Source organism: Polynucleobacter sp. MWH-Adler-W8, assembly GCF_001889925.1.
GTDB lineage: Bacteria > Pseudomonadota > Gammaproteobacteria > Burkholderiales > Burkholderiaceae > Polynucleobacter.
Map to the genome: position 1 here is coordinate 195104 of NZ_LZFI01000005.1, position 20527 is coordinate 215630.

Consider the following 20527-nt stretch of genomic DNA (forward strand, 5'->3'; position numbering starts at 1 on the left):
CCCATTTTTTATGAACTTTAGCCCTAAATCATCCCGCAAGCCCACAGCTCACGACTGGATGGATTACCTACGTGAATCTGATGGTCTTGGGGGAATTTTGGCTAAAACCGAAGATCTAGCCAAACTCAAGACAACCATTAACTCAGCCCTAACGAAGCTTGATTTAGACCATCTGAGCCCAAAAATTGAAGCTGGTTGGCGTTCTGGCTCGCAAGATGAGCTATTTTTACTGGTCAGTAGCGCCAGCATTGCCAGCCGCTTACAGCAAATATTACCCAGTTTAATCAATGAGTTAGGTAAATCTGGGCTACCTTGTAAGGCAATCAAAGTACGAGTTAAACCCGCTCCACCCAGCTGGGAAGTTAAACCTCGCCAAGATCAGCGTGAAAAGCCAAGAGGATTAAATGAGGTTGCCAAAAAATCCTGGGAATCGTTATTGGAGAAGTTAGGGCCAGACTCTGGTTTACGCTCCTCCATTGAGAAACTGCTGAAAAATAAACCAAAGTAGCTCAAAACTACTTCAGCGCCCTTACAAAAAGAGGGGCTGACTTTCTTGAGAGTAGGCACCTGGAGCCTTATTTTCAGCAAAGGAGCTGATTTCATAAGAGCTAGGGTCTTCTAAAAGCTTCCGCAAAAGTGCGTTATTGAGAGCATGCCCAGATTTCTCTGCAACATAAGCTCCCACAATAGGGTGTCCGATGAGATACAGATCGCCAATCGCATCTAATATTTTGTGACGCACAAATTCGTCTTCATAACGAAGTTCTTCGTTATTCAAAATGCGGTGCTCATCTAAAACAATCGCGTTATCCAAGCTACCGCCACGCGCCAATCCCATTTCGCGCAATGCTTCAACTTCATGCGCAAATCCAAAAGTACGCGCCCGACCAATTTCACTGCGGTAGGCTTGTTCTGCAAAATCAACCACAAAACGTTGACCTGTTTTATCCACCGCAGGGTGCTTGAAGTCAATCGTGAAATCTAACTTAAACCCAAAGAATGGCTCTAAGCGCGCAAGCTTATCGCCCTCGCGAACCTCTACTGGTTTTTTAATCACTACAAATTGACGTGGCGCATCTTGCTCTGCAATGCCAGCAGATTCAATTAAGAATAAGAATGAAGCGGCGCTACCATCCATGATAGGCACTTCCTCACCGTCAAGCTCTATCAATAAATTATCAAGACCAAGACCAGCACAGGCTGAAAGCAGATGTTCCACTGTAGAAACACGCACACCATCCTTCTGAATAACAGAAGCCAATCTTGTGTCACATACAGCTAAAGCGGTTGCCGGCACAACTGACTGTTCAGATGTATCCACCCGAACAAACTGAACCCCTGAATTTACTGGCGCAGGTTTGATAGAAATCGTCACCTTGCGACCAGAGTGCAAGCCAATCCCCACGGTCTTAACCGGAGTGGCGATGGTGCGTTGCTTCATCATATTTGGGTATTTAAATTCAGGGGATATTTGTTATATAAGGGTTTGAATTACAGCTTTTTCAAAATGGAAGCGGCATCACTTACTTCAAACTTACCTGGAGCTTCGCGGTCTAATGACTTCACCACACCATCTTCAATAATCATGGCATAACGATCTGAGCGAACACCAAAACCTCGAGCAGTTAAGTCCAACTCTAAACCAAGCTTTTTAGTGAACTCAGCACTGCCATCACCTAACATGCGAATCTTTTTGCCAACTTTTTGATCGCGTCCCCATGCGCCCATCACAAATGGGTCATTTACAGAAACACACCAAATCTCGTCAACACCTTTAGCTTTAATCGCATCGTAGTGCTCAACGTAACCAGGCACGTGCTTAGCAGAGCAAGTGGGTGTAAACGCGCCAGGCAATGCAAACAACACAATCTTTTTTCCAGCTGCCAGCTTTTCAACTTCAAAAGCATTTGGCCCTAAGGAGCAGCCTTCTGTCTCTTCATTCATAAATTCATAAAGAGTAGCGTTCGGTAATTTTTGTCCAACAGCAATCATGACATCTCCAATAAATAATTGTTAGTAAGCATGCCAACGCAAGCGCGGGATTCGTCGTCCGGAGGGGCGCCGCGCTGGCATTTCGCAATTACCTATTGTATTAAGCAGTTAATTAATCTGCTTGTTTACGCAAAAAGGCTGGAATTTCATAGTAATCAGCCCCTTTGTCCAACATGGATTTAGCCTGAGGAGAACTATCCGCACCTAATGTAGGCGCAGGAGTCGCTTCACGAGAGCTACGAAAAACCCGTGGCAAGTCATATTGGCTATAGTCAACGCCAGTACTCGCCGGTTGAGCTGCCATTGCTGGAGCACTACCTGTTCCAGTGAGAGCCAAACCTGCACTAGTACTTAAGGCAGAATCCACACTTACTTTGCTCATTGCTGCTGATGCGCTAGCAGGGGCAAAGCTATTGAGGTCTGCCATCGTTGGCATTGCATCATGAGTACCAGTAGCTTGTCTCCAAACTACTTCAGGTTGGTTGTTTTTACGTGCTTGAGGATTATTCAAACCAGTAGCAACTACAGTTACACGTAAGGCATCGCCTAGGCTCTCGTCATAAACAGTACCAAAGATTACGGTTGCGTCATCAGCGGCATAACCACGAATCGCCGCCATGACTTCGCGAGTCTCAGACAATTTCAATGAACGGCTAGCAGTAATGTTTACCAACACGCCACGTGCACCTGATAGATCAACACCTTCGAGTAATGGTGATGCCACCGCAGCTTCAGCAGCTAAGCGTGCACGGTCCATACCAGAAACAGTTGCCGTTCCCATCATGGCTTTACCTTGCTCACCCATTACTGTTTTAACGTCTTCAAAGTCAACGTTGATCAAACCTTGAACATTGATGATTTCTGCAATACCAGAAACTGCGTTATGCAACACGTCATCAGCGCAAGCAAATGCTTTGTCAAACTCAGCGTCTTCACCCATTACTTCAAAGAGCTTTTCGTTGAGCACAACAATTAATGAATCTACATATGACTCGAGCTCCGCAGCACCATTCTCCGCAACCTTCAAGCGCTTTACACCCTCAAAGTCAAATGGCTTACTAATGACGCCAACAGTCAAAATGCCCATTTCTTTAGCTACTTGAGCCACGATTGGAGCCGCTCCAGTTCCTGTGCCGCCACCCATACCAGCAGTGATGAACACCATGTGTGCGCCTTGCAATGTATCGGCAATGCGAGCACGCGCTTCTTCAGCAGAAGCTGCGCCGATTTCTGGTTTGGCACCAGCACCTAATCCGCTAGAACCCAGTTGCAAATTCACAGATGCTTCAGAACGCTGTAATGCGCCAGCATCGGTGTTCATGCAAATGAACTCTACGCCATTAACACCGCGACGGATCATATGCTGGACAGCATTGCCACCAGCGCCACCGACTCCAACCACTTTAATAATGGTCTTGCCAGCTGTTTCTTGATCTAACATTTCAAATTCCATATACCCTCCTAGGTAAATACGTACTACATTGACGACGACGAAAAAAACTTAAAAATTTCCTGCAAACCATTCCTTCATGCGCGAGATAACACCTTGCAACGCGCCTGATTGAGAAACACGACGACCGCGCAATAGCTGCGCTTGGCCTTCCATCAGCAAACCAATGCTGGTGGCATATCTGGGACTACGTAAAACTTCATGAAGATGGCCACGGTATTCAGGGGTTCCGATACGAGCAGGCCTCAAAAAGACTTGTTCGGCCAACTCCACCATGCCTGGCATTAATGCTGTGCCGCCTGTTAAAACAATTCCAGAAGAAACCATATCTTCGTATCCGGAGTCACGAACTAGGCCTCTTACCAGCGTGAATAACTCTTCAACACGCGGTTCAATTACTGCTGCCAAAGCTTGCTTAGACATTGGACGTGGCTCACGGTCACCGACACCGGGAACATCAATCATCGCAGTTGGATCAGCCATCTCTTGACGAGCGATACCATGCGCAATTTTCAAATCTTCGGCATCAATCGTTGGTGTGCGCAATGCCATCGCAATGTCATTTGTAATTTGATCACCGGCAATTGGAATCACTGCTGTGTGACGAATCGAACCCTGACAATAAATTGCAATATCGGTTGTACCACCGCCAATATCAACTAACACCACACCAAGCTCTTTCTCATCTTCGGTCAATACCGCCAAGCTTGAAGCTAAAGGCTGCAAGATCAGGTCGTTAACTTCGAGGCCACAACGGCGTACACACTTCACAATATTTTGAGCAGCACTTACAGCGCCAGTAACAATGTGGACCTTCACCTCTAAGCGAAGACCGCTCATGCCGATCGGCTCACGCACATCTTCCTGTCCATCAATAATGAATTCCTGAACCAGAATATGCAGAATCTGTTGATCTGTTGGAATATTGATTGCTTTTGCCGTTTCCAGTACGCGCTCGACATCTCCAGAGCCAACTTCTTTATCGCGTATTGCAACCATACCGCTCGAGTTAAAACTCACAATGTGATTACCAGCAATTCCTGTAAAGACTTGCACAATCTGGCGATCAGCCATCACTTCAGCCTCTTCAAGTGCCTTCTGAATGGACTGAACGGTAGCTTCAATATTGACTACAACACCCTTCTTTAATCCTTTGGATGCAGTTTGACCAACACCCACTACGTTGAATTGACCATCAGGAGCTAACTCAGCAACCAAGGCAACAACCTTGGAAGTTCCAATATCTAAACCAACCAAAATATCGCGATTGTCTTTACTCATTACCATTCCTCATTGCTTCAGCTCACTTTTTTTGCCATCTACTTCATTCTTTTTCAAACCTGCAGAAGCAAGATGAACCGCAAAACCATTTGCATATCGCAAATCGACTGCATCTACTCGATTCGCCCATTTCTCTTGTACTTGTGGCCAATATTTAAATAAACGCGCCACACGTTCTTCCGTTAAATTTTTATCCGAGCTTTCCTCATCGCGGCCAAACTCTACTTTCATTCCGTTTGAGAGCTTGACATGCCATGCGTAACGTTCAGTCAGAGCAAGGCTAGTGACTTCTGCGCCCCATGGCTTAAACCAATTGTTGGCTTTTTCATAAAGACTCATTACCTCTTTACCTGCATCTTCAGGGCCAGAGAAGTCGACTAAACGTACATCCTCACCCACCTCAGAAACGCGTCCAGTAAAGAGCTCGCCATGGGTATTCATTAGCGCGTGACTCTCAGCGCCTCCCCAGGTACCAAAAGGCTTCTGCTCTTCAATACTCACCACCAGACCATTTGGCCATACACGACGGACATTGGCATGTCGCACCCAAGGCATACTTTCAAAGCCTCGCTTCACATCTTCTAAGCGAACGCTGAAGAAATTACCCTGTACTGTTTCTAAAACTTGTTGCTTAACAATAGGCTTGTTAATGTGTTTCAAGGTTTGGCCAGCAACTGGTTCAATCTGGATCTGCTTCAAAGCGAACACTGGTCGCTGACTTAACCAAACCAAAATACCAATGACGAGCATCACCACAAAGCAACGCAGCAGGAAACGACTCAGCTTCTCCATGCGCTCCGCATGATTCCAAAGCGGAGACATCAACATAGAGAAAATTTCACCGAAGCGGTCCATGAAGTTACTCATGCAGCTGCACCTTCTTTTTGCTGCAACGTTTGACTAAGCAACCAAAGCACTAGATCGGCATACTCAATACCAGCAGCTTTGGCGGCCATTGGCACCAAAGAGTGGGAAGTCATACCAGGAGAAGTATTCATTTCCAACAAGTAAGGTTTGCCGGTCTTTTGATCTAACATCACATCAGCGCGACCCCATGTACGACAACCCAAGGCTTTATATGCCGCTAAGGCCAACTCCTGAACAGCGGCATTCACCTCAGGTGCAAGCCCAGTAGGGCATAAGTACTGAGTTTCATTAGAGAAATATTTATTATGAAAATCGTAATTTGCTTGCGGTGGAATAATTTTGATCACTGGTAAAGCTTCAGCCGTCTTGCCTTGACCAACTAGCGGACAAGTTAACTCATCGCCAATAATGCAAGTCTCTGCAATCACTTTTTTATCCAACCCAGCAGCAAGCTTGTATGCAGCTGGCAACTCGTCTACTGACTTCACTTTTGTTAAGCCTAAAGAGGATCCCTCATGCGCAGGTTTCACAATCAAAGGCAAGCCCAGATATTTCACAACTGCATTCCAGTCGCTATCAGCTGTAAGCTCTTCATACTCAGGAGTGGCAAGTCCATTACTAATCCAGACTTGCTTGGTGACAATTTTGTCGATTGCTAGAGCAGAGGCCAAAACACCACTACCTGTATAAGGTAACCCTAACAACTCCAGCAATCCTTGGATGGTTCCGTCTTCACCAAAGCGGCCATGCAAGGAAATGAATACACGATCGAAGTTTTCTTTTGCTATTTCGGTAGGGCAACGCAAACCCGTATCAAAAGCATGGGCATCAACCCCTTTTACGCGCAAAGCTTCTAATACGCCATTGCCTGACATAAGAGAAATCTCCCGTTCGCCTGATTTACCGCCCAGCAAAACACCAACACGGCCTAAAGACTTAAGATCTAGGCCAGCCAAGCTGGACTTAACGCGATCACCCCAGGAAATCAAATTAGCACCTACCTTAGACATGCTTCGCCTCCGACAACGTATGTGGCAAAGCAGAAATTGATCCCGCACCCATCGTAATTAAGACATCTCCATCTTTTAGAACTTGACTTAACTTTTCTGACATCTCCGCAACATTTGCAGCATAAGCAACTGCGCTCGAATCTAATAAGGCTTTAGAATTTTTGTCTTCAGTGATAGCGGCCTTCATCAAACTCTTGCTGTCAGCCCCCGGAATTTTTGCTTCGCCCGCTGGATACACATCGGTCAGCACTAAAGCATCAAAATTTTTGAGAACTTGAACAAACTCGCCAAAGCAATCACGCGTTCTAGTGAAGCGGTGCGGCTGGAATGCCAATACCAAGCGACGATCTGGGAAGGCACCTCTTGCTGCAGCTAAGGTTGCAGCCATTTCTACTGGGTGATGGCCATAATCATCGATCAAGGTAAAGCTACCACCACCTACCAAGGGAATCTCTCCATAACGCTGGAAGCGACGACCAACACCACTAAAGTCAAACAGTGCTTTCATAATTGCTTCATCACCCACACCCAACTCTGTTGCTATGCCAATAGCAGCTAAAGCGTTGCGAACGTTATGTAAGCCCGGTAAATTCAAGGTGATATTTAATGGGCCCGGCTTATTGCCATGCCTGCGCACAGTGCGGCGATCAACCCTGAAGTGCATTTGAGTACCATCAGCGCGAACATTGCTTGCGCGAATATCTGCATCCTCCGACAAACCGTAGCGAAGTACGGGCTGAGATACGAATGGAATGATGTCGCGCACATTAGCATCATCAATACAAAGCACTGCCACACCATAAAAAGGCATGCGCTGAATGAACTGAACAAATGCCTGCTTCAATCGAGCCATATCGTGCTGATAGGTGTCCATATGATCAGCATCAATATTGGTTACCACTTCCATGGCCGGAAATAATTGCAAGAAAGAGGCATCTGATTCATCTGCCTCGACCACAATAAAATCTCCCTGACCTAAGCGCGCATTGGCGCCTGCGGAATTGAGTTTGCCGCCAATCACAAATGTGGGATCTAGACCACCTTCAGCTAAAACGGATGCAACCAAGCTGGTAGTAGTTGTTTTGCCGTGTGTGCCAGCAATTGCAATGCCCTGTTTCAGGCGCATCAACTCACCCAACATGACTGCGCGCTGAATCACTGGTACCTTCGCCGCGCGTGCAGCCAAAACCTCTGGATTATTGCCTGCAACAGCAGTAGAAATCACTACCGCCTCTGCCGTACCAATATTTTTAGGGTCATGCCCAATATGAATGACTGCGCCCAAATCTCTAAGGCGTTTAGTGACTGCGCCATCCGCTAAGTCTGACCCTGAAACTTGGTAACCCAAGTTCAACAGTACTTCAGCGATGCCGCTCATGCCAGCACCACCGATACCGACGAAGTGAATTTGCTGAACGATATGCTTCATATTCCTACTCCCGCACAATCTGCGCATACCTCAGCTACACGCTGGGTAGCGTGTGGTTTTGCTAAAGCATGCGCACGTAATGCCATCTCTTTTAATTCTGTGCGATTAAAGTTCTGAATCATCATTGCTAAATCTTGCGGGTTTAGTAATGGCTGCGGCAATAAAACCGCTGCGCTGGCATTTGATAAAAATTGCGCATTCGCAGTTTGATGATCATCAATTGCAAATGGGAAAGGAATAAGACAAGAGGCAACGCCACAAGCTGCTATTTCAGAAACTGTCATGGCGCCTGAACGACAAATCACCAAATCGGCTTGTGCATATGCAGCGGGCATATCATCAATAAAAGGACGAATATCTGCTGTTACACCTAAGTCAGCATATCGCTTCTGCAGGTCAGCCAAATGCCTATCACCCGCCTGATGAACGACTTTGGGACGTGACTCCACTGGAATTAATGCCAGAGCAGCCGGAATATTTTCATTAAGGGCAGCAGCACCCAAGCTACCACCTACGACCAAGATAGATAAAGGCCCTTGGCGCCCTTCATATCGATCCGCAGGTGCCAACATATGATCAAACTCTTCGCGAATAGGATTGCCCACCCACTCTGCGTGCGCCATCGTATCTGGAAACCCAGTTAAGGTCCGCATAGCAATTTTGCTCAGCGCACGATTGGCACTTCCAGCTACCGAATTAGATTCATGCAGAACCAATGGGCGCTTCAATAATTTAGATACCAAACCACCAGGGAAAGTAATGTAACCGCCCATTCCTAAAACAACATTCGGTTTTAGGCGACGCATAATCTTCCAGCTTTGATAGCAAGCACGCATGAGATTCATGGGCAACATCAACTTTGCTTTTAATCCCTTGCCACGCAGGCCGCCGAACTCGACCGCCTCAAATGGAAAGTTGCAAGACTTCACGAGGCGATACTCCATGCCAGCTTTATTACCTAACCAAGAGACGTTCCAACCGCAAATCCGCAAATATTCAGCGACAGCGAGGCCTGGAAAGATATGTCCACCAGTGCCACCAGCCATCACCAAGATTGAGGGTTTAGTCAAAGCTTCCCTCCACGCATGAGGATGCGGTTTTCAAAATCAATTCGCAACAACATTGCTACAGCGACAGCATTCATCAAAATTCCAGAGCCGCCATAACTTACCAATGGCAAAGTAAGGCCTTTGGTTGGTAACAACCCAAGGTTCACACCCATATTGATGAAAGCCTGCCAACCAATCCAAATGGCAACGCCCTTAGCTGCAAGTCCTGCAAAGCTACGATCCAACTGCAAAGCAGTGCGGCCAATTAAGAAGGCGCGACGCACGATCCAATAAAACAAGAAGATCACCACCACCACACCAACAAATCCTAACTCTTCGCCAATCACAGCCATGATGAAATCGGTATGCGCTTCTGGTAAGTAGTGCAGTTTTTCTACGCTACCGCCAAGTCCTGTACCAAACCATTCGCCACGACCAAATGCCATTAATGAATGGGTTAACTGATAGCCTTTATTGGCGGCGTTATCTACTTGCCATGGATCCATAAAGGCCAACATGCGTCCCCGACGGAATGGGGAAAGCGCAATCATCGTTGCACCACTCATCAACCCAACCAGAATCAAACCGCCAAATAACTTGGCATTAATACCGCCCAAAAAGAGGATGCCAAATGCAATCAAGGCAACTACTACGAATGCACCCATATCTGGCTCAGCCATCAACAGACCACCTACCAGAGCAACTGCAATACCCATCGGTAGCATGCCCTTCACAAAGGAATGGAGATACTCCTGGCGTTGAACGGTATAACTTGCTGCAAATATCACAGCAGCAAATTTCATCAACTCAGATGGCTGAAAATTCATCAAGCCCAGAGGAATCCAACGCTTCGCACCATTCACACCCTTGCCTACACCAGGAATTAGAACGGCGATCAGTAATAAAACGGTAAACCCAAAAATGACTGGTGAATAACGATCCCATACTTTAGTAGGTATCTTAAAAGCCCAGATACCGACACCAATCGCAATCACCAAAGAAATCACGTGACGAATGAGAAAGAAGTTACTACTGTAATTTGCATACTTCGGTCCATCGGCCAAAGTAATGGAAGCCGAGTACACCATGACTAAGCCAATCAAGGTCAAGGATAAGACCGCCCACACAAGTAACTGGTCATATTCCATCATGCGCGAACGGGTTTGCTCTACACCTGAAACAGCATCTCGCAATCCAGTGCGGAAGTTATCGATTCCACCCCTTGAAAAATTCCAGAAGCGATTTAGGCCAAGTCGATTTTCAGGAAAGAATTTTTCTTTTAAGCTCATACCTGGACTCCTTCAAAGCGCATGCCTAGCTCTTCAACCTCTGCAGCAAATACTTGAGCACGCTCAACATAATCATGGAACTGATCTAAGCTTGCACAGGCTGGTGAGAGTAATACCAAGTCTCCTGATACAGCTTTTGAGGCAGCAGCCTGAACTGCAGAAATTAAATCGCCACAATTTGTACTTTGAATTTCTGAGCCAAGAGCTTCGCCAATTGCAGCGCCATCTTTACCGATTAGGAATGCGCCCTTCACAAAACGTAACGCGGGTTCACGTAGCGGACTGAAATCCTGGCCTTTGCCATCGCCACCAGCAATCAACCAAATTCGCTTGCCAGACTCGTTGCTACCCAAGCCATTCAATGCGGCGACAGTCGCACCTACATTAGTGCCCTTGCTGTCATCTACATATTGAACATCTTTAACAATCGCAATACTTTGCACACGATGTGGCTCACCATGGTAATCACGCAAGCCATGTAACAGCGCATTCATAGGTAAATTAGCAGCACGTGCTAAGGCCAGGGCTGCAAGCGCATTTAATGCATTATGTCGGCCACGTATTCTTAAGGCGTCAGCTGGAATAAGGCGCTTGAGGCGCAACGGCTCCTCTTCTTCAACTACTGCAGATTTACGACGACGCTTAGGCTTGGGCTCAACATCCTCATCTACTTCAGCCCATACCAGCCAATCTATTCCGCCCGCGCGTAAGTCATGCTCAATTCCAAAAGCGCCTTGCTCATCTGGGCGATTTGAGCCAAAGGTCACAATGGCTCTCTCTGCTTTTTGCTCTTCAGACAGCAGCCCCATTACAAGAGAATCATCACGATTCAGAATACAAACTGTATCAATACCAAATATCCGTGACTTAGCTTGTACATATGCTTGCATGTCGCCATGCCAATCTAAATGGTCTTGAGTAATATTCAACACTGTTGCTGCCGTAGCATTCAAAGTATGGGTATAGACCAACTGAAAACTAGATAGCTCCAAGACCCAAACATCCGGCATATCTACGATTTGATCGGCAATATCCAAGCAGCTCATGAGCTTGTCTAATGCTGCAGGACTAATATTTCCTGCAACAGCAACTTTCTTGCCTGCACGCTCACAGAGTTGCCCAGTTAATGCGGTGGTAGTTGTTTTGCCGTTAGTACCAGTGACAGCCAATACTGCAGCTGCGTAACTCAACTCTTGCGCTTGCGCCATACGACTTAATGCAGAAATTGCGCGGGCAAAAAATTCAATCTCACTCCACACATCGATTTCAGCCTGCTCAGCCTTAACCAAGAAAGCATAGGTTGGGTCTTGCACCGGAGAAAGTCCCGGGCTAATGCCAATCACGTCAATATTCTTAAGTAAGCCTTCATCCAGGGGGCCAAAACAAAGATCCTTGAGGCCAGCAATCCGAAGCTCTTCCAGCCAAGTATTTTGACGCACAGTAAAAGAGGATTGCTCACGCGTATCCGCTAAGCGGACTTCGGCACCATTTCGCAGGCACCACTTCGCCATAGCTACTCCAGACTCACCCAATCCCAAGATAAGGAATCGGTTCGGAGCTTGGTAACCTTCATCACTCATGAAGGCTGCATTTGCAAAGGTATTTTCTAAAATCAACATATTTACTTTTGGTTCACCGTAACTTCAAGCTAGATAAGCCAATTAAGACTAGGAGGATGGTAATAATCCAGAAACGCACAACCACTTGCGTCTCCTTCCAACCACCCAATTCAAAATGGTGATGCAATGGCGCCATCCGGAAAATGCGACGACCCTCTCCAAAATGCTTTTTAGTGAGCTTGAACCAAAATACTTGCATCATTACCGAAACAGTCTCAGCAACAAAGATGCCGCCCATCACAAACAACACGATTTCTTGACGAACAATCACAGCGATAGTGCCAAGGGCTCCGCCCAAAGCGAGCGCGCCCACATCACCCATAAATACTTGTGCTGGGTGTGTGTTAAACCAAAGGAAGGCTAAGCCAGCACCGCCCATAGCTCCACAGAAAATCATGAGTTCACCAGCGCCTGGTATGTAAGGGAAGAGGAGATACTTTGCATAAATCGCATTACCCATCACATAAGCAAAAGCACCCAAAGCAGCCCCTACCAAGATCACTGGCATGATGACAAGGCCATCTAGACCATCGGTTAAGTTCACTGCATTACTACTGCCTACGATTACTAAGTAACTCAAAATAATGAAGCCCATCACACCCAATGGATAGCTCACTTCTTTCATAAAGGGCAACAGCAAGTTGGTTTTTGCAGGCAGATCTAAAGCAAATCCACTTCTTAACCATTCATAAAATAATTGCAATACTTTTAGGTTATTTACTTCAGAAACGGAGAATGCAAGATAGATAGCGGCAAATAAACCAATTAGTGTTTGCCAGAAGAACTTCTCTCTTGAAGCCATTCCTTTAGGATCTTTGTAGACTACTTTGCGATAGTCATCTACCCAGCCAACTAAACCAAAACCAAAAGTCACAATCATCACAATCCAAATAAATCGATTGCTGAGATCGGCCCACAACATGCATGAGATAAAGATACCGATCAAAATCAAAACACCACCCATAGTTGGGGTGCCTGATTTCACTAAATGGGTTTGTGGCCCATCAGTGCGGACTGCTTGTCCCATTTTCAGGGCGCTTAATTTACGAATCACCCAAGGTCCCGCAGCTAAACCAATCAATAATGCAGTAACCGTTGCCATCACCGCTCTAAAAGTGATGTAGTTAAATACCCGGAAGAATCCGAAATCATCTTGCAACCATTGCGCCAACATTAAGAGCATGTTTTAGCCTCCTCTAACAAGGCCTGCACTACACGCTCCATGCGCATAAACCGTGAACCTTTAACCAAAATATTTAAGTGCTGATTGCTGCCGCTAGACTGGGCATGCAAAGCATCTCTTAATTGCATAATGAGACTATCCATATCAGCAAAATGAGTTGCACTAGATACAGTCGCACTATTACCAACAACCTCGTTAAATCCCTGAAGAGCAAATTGGCATTGCTCCCCCAAAGCAAATAGTTTTGAGATTCCTTGTTCAGCAGCATAGGCACCAACTTCACGATGAAACTCGGGGCCCTGATTGCCAACCTCACCCATATCACCCAAAATCAACCAAGATAAATTACCCGATTGCTTTAAAGCATCGATGGCAGCTCTTACGGAATCCGGGTTAGCGTTATAGCTATCGTCAATTAAGGTGTGATTTGAATCAATCACTTTTGCCTGCATACGCCCATTTACTGGTGAGAATGATTCAAGACCCTGCTTAATCTTTTCAAGACTTATACCTGCTGCGATACCAACCGCACTCGCAGCCAAGGCATTGCGAACATTGTGACTACCCAATGTATTTAATTGAACTTCGGTAGCCCCTTGTTCAGTTTTAATCTGTACATGCCCATTGCTTAGCAAACTTCCGGTCACAGCAGCCGAAACCTTAGACTGAGCAGACAACAAAACAAAATCAATGACTTTTCGACCAGCAGCAGCCTGGCGCCAAACATTTGAAAATTCTGAGTCTGCTGGGAATACAGCAATACCATCAGTTGGTAAAGCACGAATAGCATCTGAATGCTCTTCTGCTACCGCCGCTACTGTGGCCATGAACTCTTGATGCTCGCGCTGGGCATTATTAATTAATGCGATATTTGCTTGCGCAATCGCAGCTAACTGCGCTGTTTCACCAGGATGATTCATACCAAGCTCAACCACGGCAAGGCGATCCGTTGTGCGCAATTTCAACAGTGTCAGTGGCAAACCAATATCGTTATTCAGATTTCCCTTGGTAACCAAAGTATTTTGTTCGCCCACTGCGGCTTTAAAAATTGAAGCAATCATCTCTTTAACGGTAGTCTTACCATTGCTGCCAGTAACCAATGCCAAAGGAATGGGGTGATTAGCCCGCCATGCTTTTGCTAAATTTCCTAAACCAATACGCGTGTTTGAAACGCAAATAGCAGGTAAGTCCGGCGGGCATTTATCTTGCGAACTAACTAAGGCAGCACTGGCGCCTGCCTTAGTCACATCGGATAAAAAGTCATGTGCATCAAAGCGCTCACCAACTAAAGCGACAAATAATTCATTGCGATCGATCTGGCGACTGTCAGTACCCACTCGAGAAACAGAGATTTCCTGGGAACTCTGTACAGATGTATTTAGCAATTTACTTCCAGGCAACATTGCCTGTACTTGTGCAAGGGTGGTCATGATAGACATCAGGCTCCACCTCCAGCGGCTAAGCGAATATGCTCTTGATCAGAAAAATCAAATTTCTTACCATTAGTTTCTTGAGTAGTTTCATGACCCTTGCCAGCAACCAAGACAATATCGCAAGCATCCGCATGACGAATTGCTGCCATGATGGCAGATGCACGATCGGCTATAACTTGAACGTTCTGTGCATCCTTGCTAATACCACCGCGCACCATCTCCATAATGGCTTGTGGATTTTCAGAACGAGGGTTGTCGCTTGTAATTAGAATATGGTCGGCATTGCGCTCTGCAACAGCACCCATTAGCGAACGCTTACCAGCATCACGATCACCGCCACAACCAAAGACACACCAAATTTTTCCACCGCGCTGCTCAGCAATAGGACGTAATGCTTGTAAGGTTTTCTCCAAAGCATCTGGGGTATGCGCGTAATCCACAACTGCTAACAAGCCCTCTTTCTTTTGAGATTTACCCAAAGGAATTAACTCCATACGGCCAATCACTGGATTTAATTGGCTCACTTTTTGAGCGGCTACTTCCAAGCTCATACCCTGTGAAAGTAATACCGTCCACACCGCAAGCGCGTTACTTAAATTAAACTCACCTAGCAAAGGAATATGCAATTGAGCACTTCCCACTCCATTAAAAATGAAGCTTGCGTTGTAACCCGCTCCACTCAGTAGGATATCTTTTGCATAGATACGGAATAAACGATCACCAAATTTTTCAAATCCTTGGAACGCGGATTGAGACAATGCATATGCCCAGACCTTCAAGCCCTCTTTTGCCAACAAGTTCATGGCAAGCTCACGACCAAAAGCATCATCCAAGTTAATCACTGCGTGCTCAAGGCCGGTTTGCTGAAATAACTTAGCCTTTGCCTCGGCGTAATCAGCCATGCTGCCGTGGTAATCCAAATGATCCTGCGTCAGATTCGTAAAGACTGCACAGTGAATATCTGTTCCAGCGATTCTCGCTTGATGCAAAGCATGCGAAGATACTTCCATCGCCACTTGTTTTGCTTCAGCGCTACGTAACTCTGCTAGCTGCGTTTGTAATTTAGGTGCATCTGGAGTGGTGTAGCCAGTTTGAACCAATGCACTAGGGAACCCAGTACCTAGGGTGCCCAAAACTGCAGTGCGATGACTACTTGTATCTAAAGCCTGAGCCAACCATTGTGTGATGCTAGTTTTGCCATTAGTGCCAGTAACACCAATGATTTTTAATGCTTTACTCGGATGGCCATACCATTGCGCACATAGCTCACCCGCTTTTGTAGCAAGATGTTCAACAGCAAAACATTGTGGATGATCTAAATATTGCTTACCCGTACCCGCTGGATCGAAGACCACAGCGGCTGCACCACTCTCTAATGCCGCCTCAATAAATTGACGACCATCACGCAAAGCATTGCCATGACCTACAGGGTAGGCAAAAAAGATATCGCCAGACTGAATCTGGCGACTATCCGCACATACTTTTGCGGAGAAGTTCGCTAAAGTATGTAAGTGGTAAATCAAATGATTGGTGTCTATTTTCAAATCCACCCTCATCGCTTCAAAACCACATGTTGAGCGTGTGCAGCTGCTGGCCGAATTTCTTCTGGGGCTTTATCTTCCAACACCATTTGCTTAACTTTGTTGTCTGGCAAGACGTTTAATGAACGCAGCGTCTCCCCAACAATTGTCGAGAATACGGGTGCTGCAACATCACCTCCGTAGTAGCTCCCCCCAGTAGGCTCATCGATCATAACCGCCACCGAGATACGTGGCTCACTAATAGGCGCGATACCAGCAAAATACGCTAAGTATTTATTTCCATAACCTTTTCCTACAATCTTGTGTGCAGTGCCCGTTTTACCACCTACGCGATATCCATCCGCCTGAGCTTTGACAGCCGTTCCACCAGGCTGAGTGACCGTCTCCAACATTTGACGCATTTCAGTTGCAGTTTTGGCTGAGATCACTCTGGTTCCAGGCTTAAATTCGGGGCTGCGCTCAATCGTGATGGGCACCAACTCCCCATCACGGGCAAAGATCGTATAAGCGCGAGCCACTTGAAATAATGAACCTGATAAGCCGTATCCAAATGCAATGCGCGCTTGATCGCTTGCCACCCATTTTGAATAAGGATGAAGAGTGCCAGCCACTGCGCCACGAAACCCAATTTTTGGAGTCTGGCCAAAGCCAACGGCGCTATACATATCCCACATCTCTTCAGGCGTGAGGTAATTCATTGCAATCTTGGCGGCGCCAATATTGCTGGATTTTTGAATCACTTGCGCTATAGTTAAATTGCCGTTGGGATGTGTGTCAGTAATTGGCTTTTTGCCAACTAAATAACTCGCACCAATTACCATGTTCGTGGTGGGTGTGATTGCACCCTTCTCTAAAGCAGCTGAAACTGTAAATGGCTTAATCGTAGAACCAGGCTCAAACATATCTGTCAATGCCCGATTGCGCAGTTGCTCTCCCGTGAGATATCTGCGGTCATTTGGGTTGTAGCTTGGGTAATTTGCAAGAGCTAAGATTTCGCCAGACTGAGTATCAATCACAACAGCACTGCCTGCTTTTGCGTGATGTTCCTCGACCGCACTCTTTACTGCGTTATAGGCAATATATTGAATCTTACTGTCAACTGATAACTGCAAATCCTTACCGTTTTGAGGCAAGCGATCAATGCCCACTTCCTCAACTACACGCCCCAGCCGATCAACGACCACACGACGTTGCCCAGTGTGACCAGCTAGCTGCTCTTCTCTTGAATACTCTATTCCTTCTTGGCCAAGATCATTCACATTTGTAAAGCCAACCACGTGCGCCATCGCCTCACCTTCTGGGTAGAAGCGACGATATTCATTATTTAAACCAATGCCAGGGATCTCTAGCTGTTTAATTTGCTGCGCTACAACTGGATCAACTTGACGCTTTAAGAAAACCTGCTTACGCTCTTCTTTCAACTTTTTGCGCAGATCAGATTCGCTCATTTGCAAAAGACTTGCCAATTTCTGCACTTTGTCTGCGGCTAAATCATCTGGAACGGTATCGTTATAGGCAATCACCGACTTGGCTTCCAAGCTCGTTGCAATCACTTGGCCGTTACGATCCAAAATTTTTCCGCGACTAGCGGGTAGCTCTAATTCGCGCTGAGTACCACGCACACCTTTAGCTTCATAGAACGCATTTCCTGGACCCTGAATCCAAAATGCTCGTAGCAGCAACATCATGAATACAAAGAACAAAAGGAATAGCATCAAACGCGACCGCCACATTGGCAGGCGTAAAACTAAATTTGGCGTAGTAGAGAAGCCAACCGGTCTCATTTCGCCTCCTTAAGATACAAGGTGCGCTCAGGAGAAATCGGAGACATATGTAATTGATTGCGAGCGACGTCGCGAATACGTGCAGACTTCGATAAATTCCGCTGCTCATACTCTAAGCGCAACCAGTCTTGGTTTAACTTACGCTCTTCTATCTGCGCGCGCTCTTGAAGGATGAATAATTTTCGCGCACGTTGCTGAGCCGCAACCAGCGATAGGGCGCAAATCAATAGCAATGCGAGCAGAGTCAAGGTAGCGCGATTCATGCGGATACTCCCATGCGCTTTTCAGCCACACGCATGATTGCAGAGCGGGCACGAGGATTCTCAGATACCTCAGCATCGCTTGGCTTAACTCGACCAATAATTTCTAGGGCGCTTTGTGGCAAGTCTTTTTCGCGTACCGGTAACCCGCGGGGCACTTCGACTTTTGCATGCGCTTGCATAAACTGCTTCACGATGCGGTCTTCTAACGAATGAAAACTAATCACTGCAAGTCTTGCGCCGGGCTTTAATAATTTCAAAGCCGCCTTTAAACCAAGCTCTAAATCTTCTAACTCTCGATTAATAAAAATACGCAATGCCTGGAAGGTTCTTGTTGCGGGATCTTGACCAGCCTCGCGCGTACGCACTACGCCCGCAACTAGACTTGCCAACTGAGTAGTTGTTTTGGGGGAAAGCCCTTCTTCTCGCTTAGCCACAATGGCTTTTGCGATCTGAAATGCAAAGCGCTCTTCTCCGTAAGTCTTAATCACGTGAGTGATTTCCTCCGGTGGGGCCTGCTCCAACCACTCTGCTGCAGTTAAACCATGGTCGGTATTCATGCGCATATCGAGCGGACCTTCTCGACGAAATGAAAATCCCCGATGCGCTTCGTCCACTTGGGGTGAACTGATCCCCAAATCCAACAAAATTCCATCGACCGATTCCGCTTCCGCGTACTGGTCCATCTGCGCAAAACTGTCGTGCACAATTTTTAAACGTGGATCGTTGATTTTTTGCGCCACTGCAATCGCATCCAAATCTTTGTCGAAAGAAATCATTCGCGCCGAAGGATTCAACTCCTTGAGCAAGGCTTGTGTATGACCGCCGCGCCCGAAGGTTCCATCGATTACCAAAATTTTGTTTGCTGCACTTTGATTTTGAATCAGCGGACCGCCAACTAGCGCCGTCACCGCCTCGGCCAGTAACACTGGGCGATGAGTTATGTTCATGGCACCCTGTCATCAAAAATTAAATTGCTTAAGTGCTTCAGGCATGCCTTGCGCAATCGCAGCCTGTTCTTTTGCAGCGTATGTAGCCGCATCCCACAATTCCAAGTGACTTCCCATCCCAAGCAATATCACTTCTTTTTCAATGCCAGCTGCAGCACGCAACTCTGGACTTACCAGTACGCGACCGGCACTATCCAAGTCCATTTCTGCTGCGTTACCTAAAAAAATACGGCGCCACCAATGGGCATCCATCGGAAGTTGCGCAACTCTTGCTCTGAAGGTTTCCCACTCAGGCCTGGGAAAGAGAAGCAAGCAGCCATCGGGGTGTTTTGTGAGCGTGATGCGGCCCTCGCCTTGTACCAACAAGGCGTCACGATGCTTAGCCGGCACAGACATGCGACCTTTTGCATCTAAATTGAGAGCTGACGCACCTTGAAACACCATTTACCCCACTTTTTCACACTTCCTCCCACTTTAGAGGATCGCACTAATAGGGTCAAGTGTTTTTAGGAGTGTTTTTAGGAGTTTTTTTAGGAATTTCTCTAGTGTTTACAAACACTTAGCGTCATGTGTTGAGAAAATGGTGATAATAAAATAGCTACTTGAAACAATGGCTTGGAAAATATACTTAAGAATAGATCTTAGCTATTGCACTAGATAATGCCTAAATATACTGTATTTAAAAACAGTAATACGTAAAAAAATATCTCAAAAATTAATCAGAGATGAGTTTTGAGAATTAAAACCTATTTCCGTATTAAATTTTGTAAGCAGTGGTGGTCATTATCTTAGACATCGCCTGCATTATTTTTTGAATGGGTTCTGGCAAATTTGCACCGCCAGCATTTTTTGCAGCTTGTCCGTGAGCAATTTCATCAATGCGCATTTGATCCACAATTGCACGAGATCGTTGATCTTCTTTTGGCAATTTTTCGAGATGACTTTCCAAGTGATTCTCGACTTGTTTTTCTGTTTCAGCAACAAAACCTAAACTCCACTTATCGCCCGCTAAGCCTGCTGCCAAGCCAATTGCAAAGGATCCCGCATACCAAAGTGGATTGAGATAACTAGTGTGTGACCCGAGCTCTTGAAGACGATTTTCACACCATGCCAGATGATCCATTTCTTCTTGCCCAGAGTGATCTAACATCTCCTGAATTTCAGGATTTCGAGCAACTAATTTTTGCGATTGATACAGCGCTTGTGCACAAACTTCACCCACATGATTGACTCGCATGAGTCCTGCTGCATGTTTGCGCTCGACAGTATCCAAACCGGAATTACCTCGAAAATCAGATCCTGGAGTCGGTCTATGGGCATGAGCACCTCCGACCACCGACCGAAGGGCGGTATCAAACTCCAGAATGAGGCGATCTATTGGAGACATCCG

General features: G+C 46.3%; 19 protein-coding genes. 1 reads left to right on the plus strand and 18 read right to left on the minus strand.

Annotation, left to right across the window (positions count from 1 at the left end; translation table 11 throughout):
- Positions 1-10: 10 nt before the first annotated feature.
- The gene (locus AOC28_RS07735; RefSeq protein WP_072583447.1) at positions 11-508 is read left to right on the plus strand and encodes a hypothetical protein; all 498 of its coding nucleotides are present in this window, start codon (positions 11-13) and stop codon (positions 506-508) included.
- Positions 509-529: 21 nt separating this feature from the next.
- Here the strand turns inward: AOC28_RS07735 and lpxC are convergent, their stop codons facing one another.
- The 18 genes from lpxC to coq7 form a co-directional block, all read right to left on the minus strand.
- A complete protein-coding gene (gene lpxC / locus AOC28_RS07740; RefSeq protein ID WP_072583386.1) occupies positions 530-1444 on the minus strand; it encodes a UDP-3-O-acyl-N-acetylglucosamine deacetylase in 915 nt (304 codons plus the stop codon).
- A 47-nt stretch (positions 1445-1491) separates the two neighbouring features.
- Positions 1492-1992, minus strand: a complete 501-nt coding sequence (locus tag AOC28_RS07745; RefSeq protein ID WP_072583387.1) for a peroxiredoxin — start codon at positions 1990-1992, stop codon at positions 1492-1494.
- 112 nt (positions 1993-2104) lie between these two features.
- Positions 2105-3445: a cell division protein FtsZ gene (gene ftsZ, locus AOC28_RS07750; protein ID WP_072583388.1), complete on the minus strand. Its 1341-nt coding sequence runs from the start codon at positions 3443-3445 to the stop codon at positions 2105-2107.
- A 48-nt stretch (positions 3446-3493) separates the two neighbouring features.
- Positions 3494-4723: a cell division protein FtsA gene (ftsA, locus tag AOC28_RS07755; RefSeq protein ID WP_072583389.1), complete on the minus strand. Its 1230-nt coding sequence runs from the start codon at positions 4721-4723 to the stop codon at positions 3494-3496.
- A gap of 9 nt (positions 4724-4732) precedes the next feature.
- The gene (locus AOC28_RS07760; RefSeq protein WP_072583390.1) at positions 4733-5590 is read right to left on the minus strand and encodes a cell division protein FtsQ/DivIB; all 858 of its coding nucleotides are present in this window, start codon (positions 5588-5590) and stop codon (positions 4733-4735) included.
- The gene (locus tag AOC28_RS07765) at positions 5587-6600 is read right to left on the minus strand and encodes a D-alanine--D-alanine ligase (protein WP_072583391.1); all 1014 of its coding nucleotides are present in this window, start codon (positions 6598-6600) and stop codon (positions 5587-5589) included. Before AOC28_RS07765 ends, AOC28_RS07760 begins: the two co-directional genes overlap by 4 nt.
- Positions 6593-8029: a UDP-N-acetylmuramate--L-alanine ligase gene (gene murC / locus AOC28_RS07770; RefSeq protein ID WP_072583392.1), complete on the minus strand. Its 1437-nt coding sequence runs from the start codon at positions 8027-8029 to the stop codon at positions 6593-6595. Before murC ends, AOC28_RS07765 begins: the two co-directional genes overlap by 8 nt.
- Positions 8026-9099 carry an undecaprenyldiphospho-muramoylpentapeptide beta-N-acetylglucosaminyltransferase gene (gene murG, locus AOC28_RS07775; protein WP_072583393.1) on the minus strand — a complete coding sequence of 358 codons (1074 nt, stop codon included), beginning with the start codon at positions 9097-9099 and terminating at the stop codon, positions 8026-8028. Before murG ends, murC begins: the two co-directional genes overlap by 4 nt.
- Positions 9096-10367 carry a putative lipid II flippase FtsW gene (gene ftsW / locus AOC28_RS07780; protein ID WP_072583394.1) on the minus strand — a complete coding sequence of 424 codons (1272 nt, stop codon included), beginning with the start codon at positions 10365-10367 and terminating at the stop codon, positions 9096-9098. Before ftsW ends, murG begins: the two co-directional genes overlap by 4 nt.
- The gene (murD, locus tag AOC28_RS07785; protein ID WP_072583448.1) at positions 10364-11947 is read right to left on the minus strand and encodes a UDP-N-acetylmuramoyl-L-alanine--D-glutamate ligase; all 1584 of its coding nucleotides are present in this window, start codon (positions 11945-11947) and stop codon (positions 10364-10366) included. The genes ftsW and murD overlap by 4 nt, the downstream gene beginning before the upstream one ends.
- Before the next feature lie 52 nt (positions 11948-11999).
- Entirely contained in the window at positions 12000-13169 is a 1170-nt protein-coding gene (gene mraY / locus AOC28_RS07790; protein ID WP_072583395.1) for a phospho-N-acetylmuramoyl-pentapeptide-transferase, read from the minus strand.
- Complete coding sequence (murF, locus tag AOC28_RS07795) at positions 13160-14608, minus strand: UDP-N-acetylmuramoyl-tripeptide--D-alanyl-D-alanine ligase (protein ID WP_072583396.1); 1449 nt, start codon at positions 14606-14608, stop codon at positions 13160-13162. Before murF ends, mraY begins: the two co-directional genes overlap by 10 nt.
- Positions 14608-16158, minus strand: a complete 1551-nt coding sequence (locus AOC28_RS07800) for a UDP-N-acetylmuramoyl-L-alanyl-D-glutamate--2,6-diaminopimelate ligase (protein WP_072583397.1) — start codon at positions 16156-16158, stop codon at positions 14608-14610. The genes murF and AOC28_RS07800 overlap by 1 nt, the downstream gene beginning before the upstream one ends.
- Positions 16155-17927, minus strand: a complete 1773-nt coding sequence (locus tag AOC28_RS07805; protein ID WP_072583398.1) for a penicillin-binding protein 2 — start codon at positions 17925-17927, stop codon at positions 16155-16157. The genes AOC28_RS07800 and AOC28_RS07805 overlap by 4 nt, the downstream gene beginning before the upstream one ends.
- Positions 17924-18190, minus strand: a complete 267-nt coding sequence (gene ftsL / locus AOC28_RS07810) for a cell division protein FtsL (protein WP_072583399.1) — start codon at positions 18188-18190, stop codon at positions 17924-17926. The genes AOC28_RS07805 and ftsL overlap by 4 nt, the downstream gene beginning before the upstream one ends.
- The gene (rsmH, locus tag AOC28_RS07815) at positions 18187-19137 is read right to left on the minus strand and encodes a 16S rRNA (cytosine(1402)-N(4))-methyltransferase RsmH (protein ID WP_072583400.1); all 951 of its coding nucleotides are present in this window, start codon (positions 19135-19137) and stop codon (positions 18187-18189) included. Before rsmH ends, ftsL begins: the two co-directional genes overlap by 4 nt.
- A 12-nt stretch (positions 19138-19149) precedes the next feature.
- Positions 19150-19578 carry a division/cell wall cluster transcriptional repressor MraZ gene (mraZ, locus tag AOC28_RS07820; RefSeq protein ID WP_068320686.1) on the minus strand — a complete coding sequence of 143 codons (429 nt, stop codon included), beginning with the start codon at positions 19576-19578 and terminating at the stop codon, positions 19150-19152.
- Positions 19579-19894: 316 nt separating this feature from the next.
- Positions 19895-20524, minus strand: a complete 630-nt coding sequence (gene coq7 / locus AOC28_RS07825; protein WP_072583401.1) for a 2-polyprenyl-3-methyl-6-methoxy-1,4-benzoquinone monooxygenase — start codon at positions 20522-20524, stop codon at positions 19895-19897.
- Positions 20525-20527 lie beyond the last annotated feature (3 nt).

Bases quoted from the DNA above. Each gene is read 5' to 3' on its own strand.
- AOC28_RS07735 (WP_072583447.1), top strand. From the start codon at position 11: ATGAACTTTAGCCCTAAATCATCCCGCAAGCCCACAGCTCACGACTGG.
- lpxC (WP_072583386.1), bottom strand. From the start codon at position 1,444: ATGATGAAGCAACGCACCATCGCCACTCCGGTTAAGACCGTGGGGATT.
- AOC28_RS07745 (WP_072583387.1), bottom strand. From the start codon at position 1,992: ATGATTGCTGTTGGACAAAAATTACCGAACGCTACTCTTTATGAATTT.
- ftsZ (WP_072583388.1), bottom strand. From the start codon at position 3,445: ATGGAATTTGAAATGTTAGATCAAGAAACAGCTGGCAAGACCATTATT.
- ftsA (WP_072583389.1), bottom strand. From the start codon at position 4,723: ATGAGTAAAGACAATCGCGATATTTTGGTTGGTTTAGATATTGGAACT.
- AOC28_RS07760 (WP_072583390.1), bottom strand. From the start codon at position 5,590: ATGAGTAACTTCATGGACCGCTTCGGTGAAATTTTCTCTATGTTGATG.
- AOC28_RS07765 (WP_072583391.1), bottom strand. From the start codon at position 6,600: ATGTCTAAGGTAGGTGCTAATTTGATTTCCTGGGGTGATCGCGTTAAG.
- murC (WP_072583392.1), bottom strand. From the start codon at position 8,029: ATGAAGCATATCGTTCAGCAAATTCACTTCGTCGGTATCGGTGGTGCT.
- ftsW (WP_072583394.1), bottom strand. From the start codon at position 10,367: ATGAGCTTAAAAGAAAAATTCTTTCCTGAAAATCGACTTGGCCTAAAT.
- murD (WP_072583448.1), bottom strand. From the start codon at position 11,947: ATGAGTGATGAAGGTTACCAAGCTCCGAACCGATTCCTTATCTTGGGA.
- mraY (WP_072583395.1), bottom strand. From the start codon at position 13,169: ATGCTCTTAATGTTGGCGCAATGGTTGCAAGATGATTTCGGATTCTTC.
- murF (WP_072583396.1), bottom strand. From the start codon at position 14,608: ATGTCTATCATGACCACCCTTGCACAAGTACAGGCAATGTTGCCTGGA.
- AOC28_RS07800 (WP_072583397.1), bottom strand. From the start codon at position 16,158: ATGAGGGTGGATTTGAAAATAGACACCAATCATTTGATTTACCACTTA.
- AOC28_RS07805 (WP_072583398.1), bottom strand. From the start codon at position 17,927: ATGAGACCGGTTGGCTTCTCTACTACGCCAAATTTAGTTTTACGCCTG.
- ftsL (WP_072583399.1), bottom strand. From the start codon at position 18,190: ATGAATCGCGCTACCTTGACTCTGCTCGCATTGCTATTGATTTGCGCC.
- rsmH (WP_072583400.1), bottom strand. From the start codon at position 19,137: ATGAACATAACTCATCGCCCAGTGTTACTGGCCGAGGCGGTGACGGCG.
- coq7 (WP_072583401.1), bottom strand. From the start codon at position 20,524: ATGTCTCCAATAGATCGCCTCATTCTGGAGTTTGATACCGCCCTTCGG.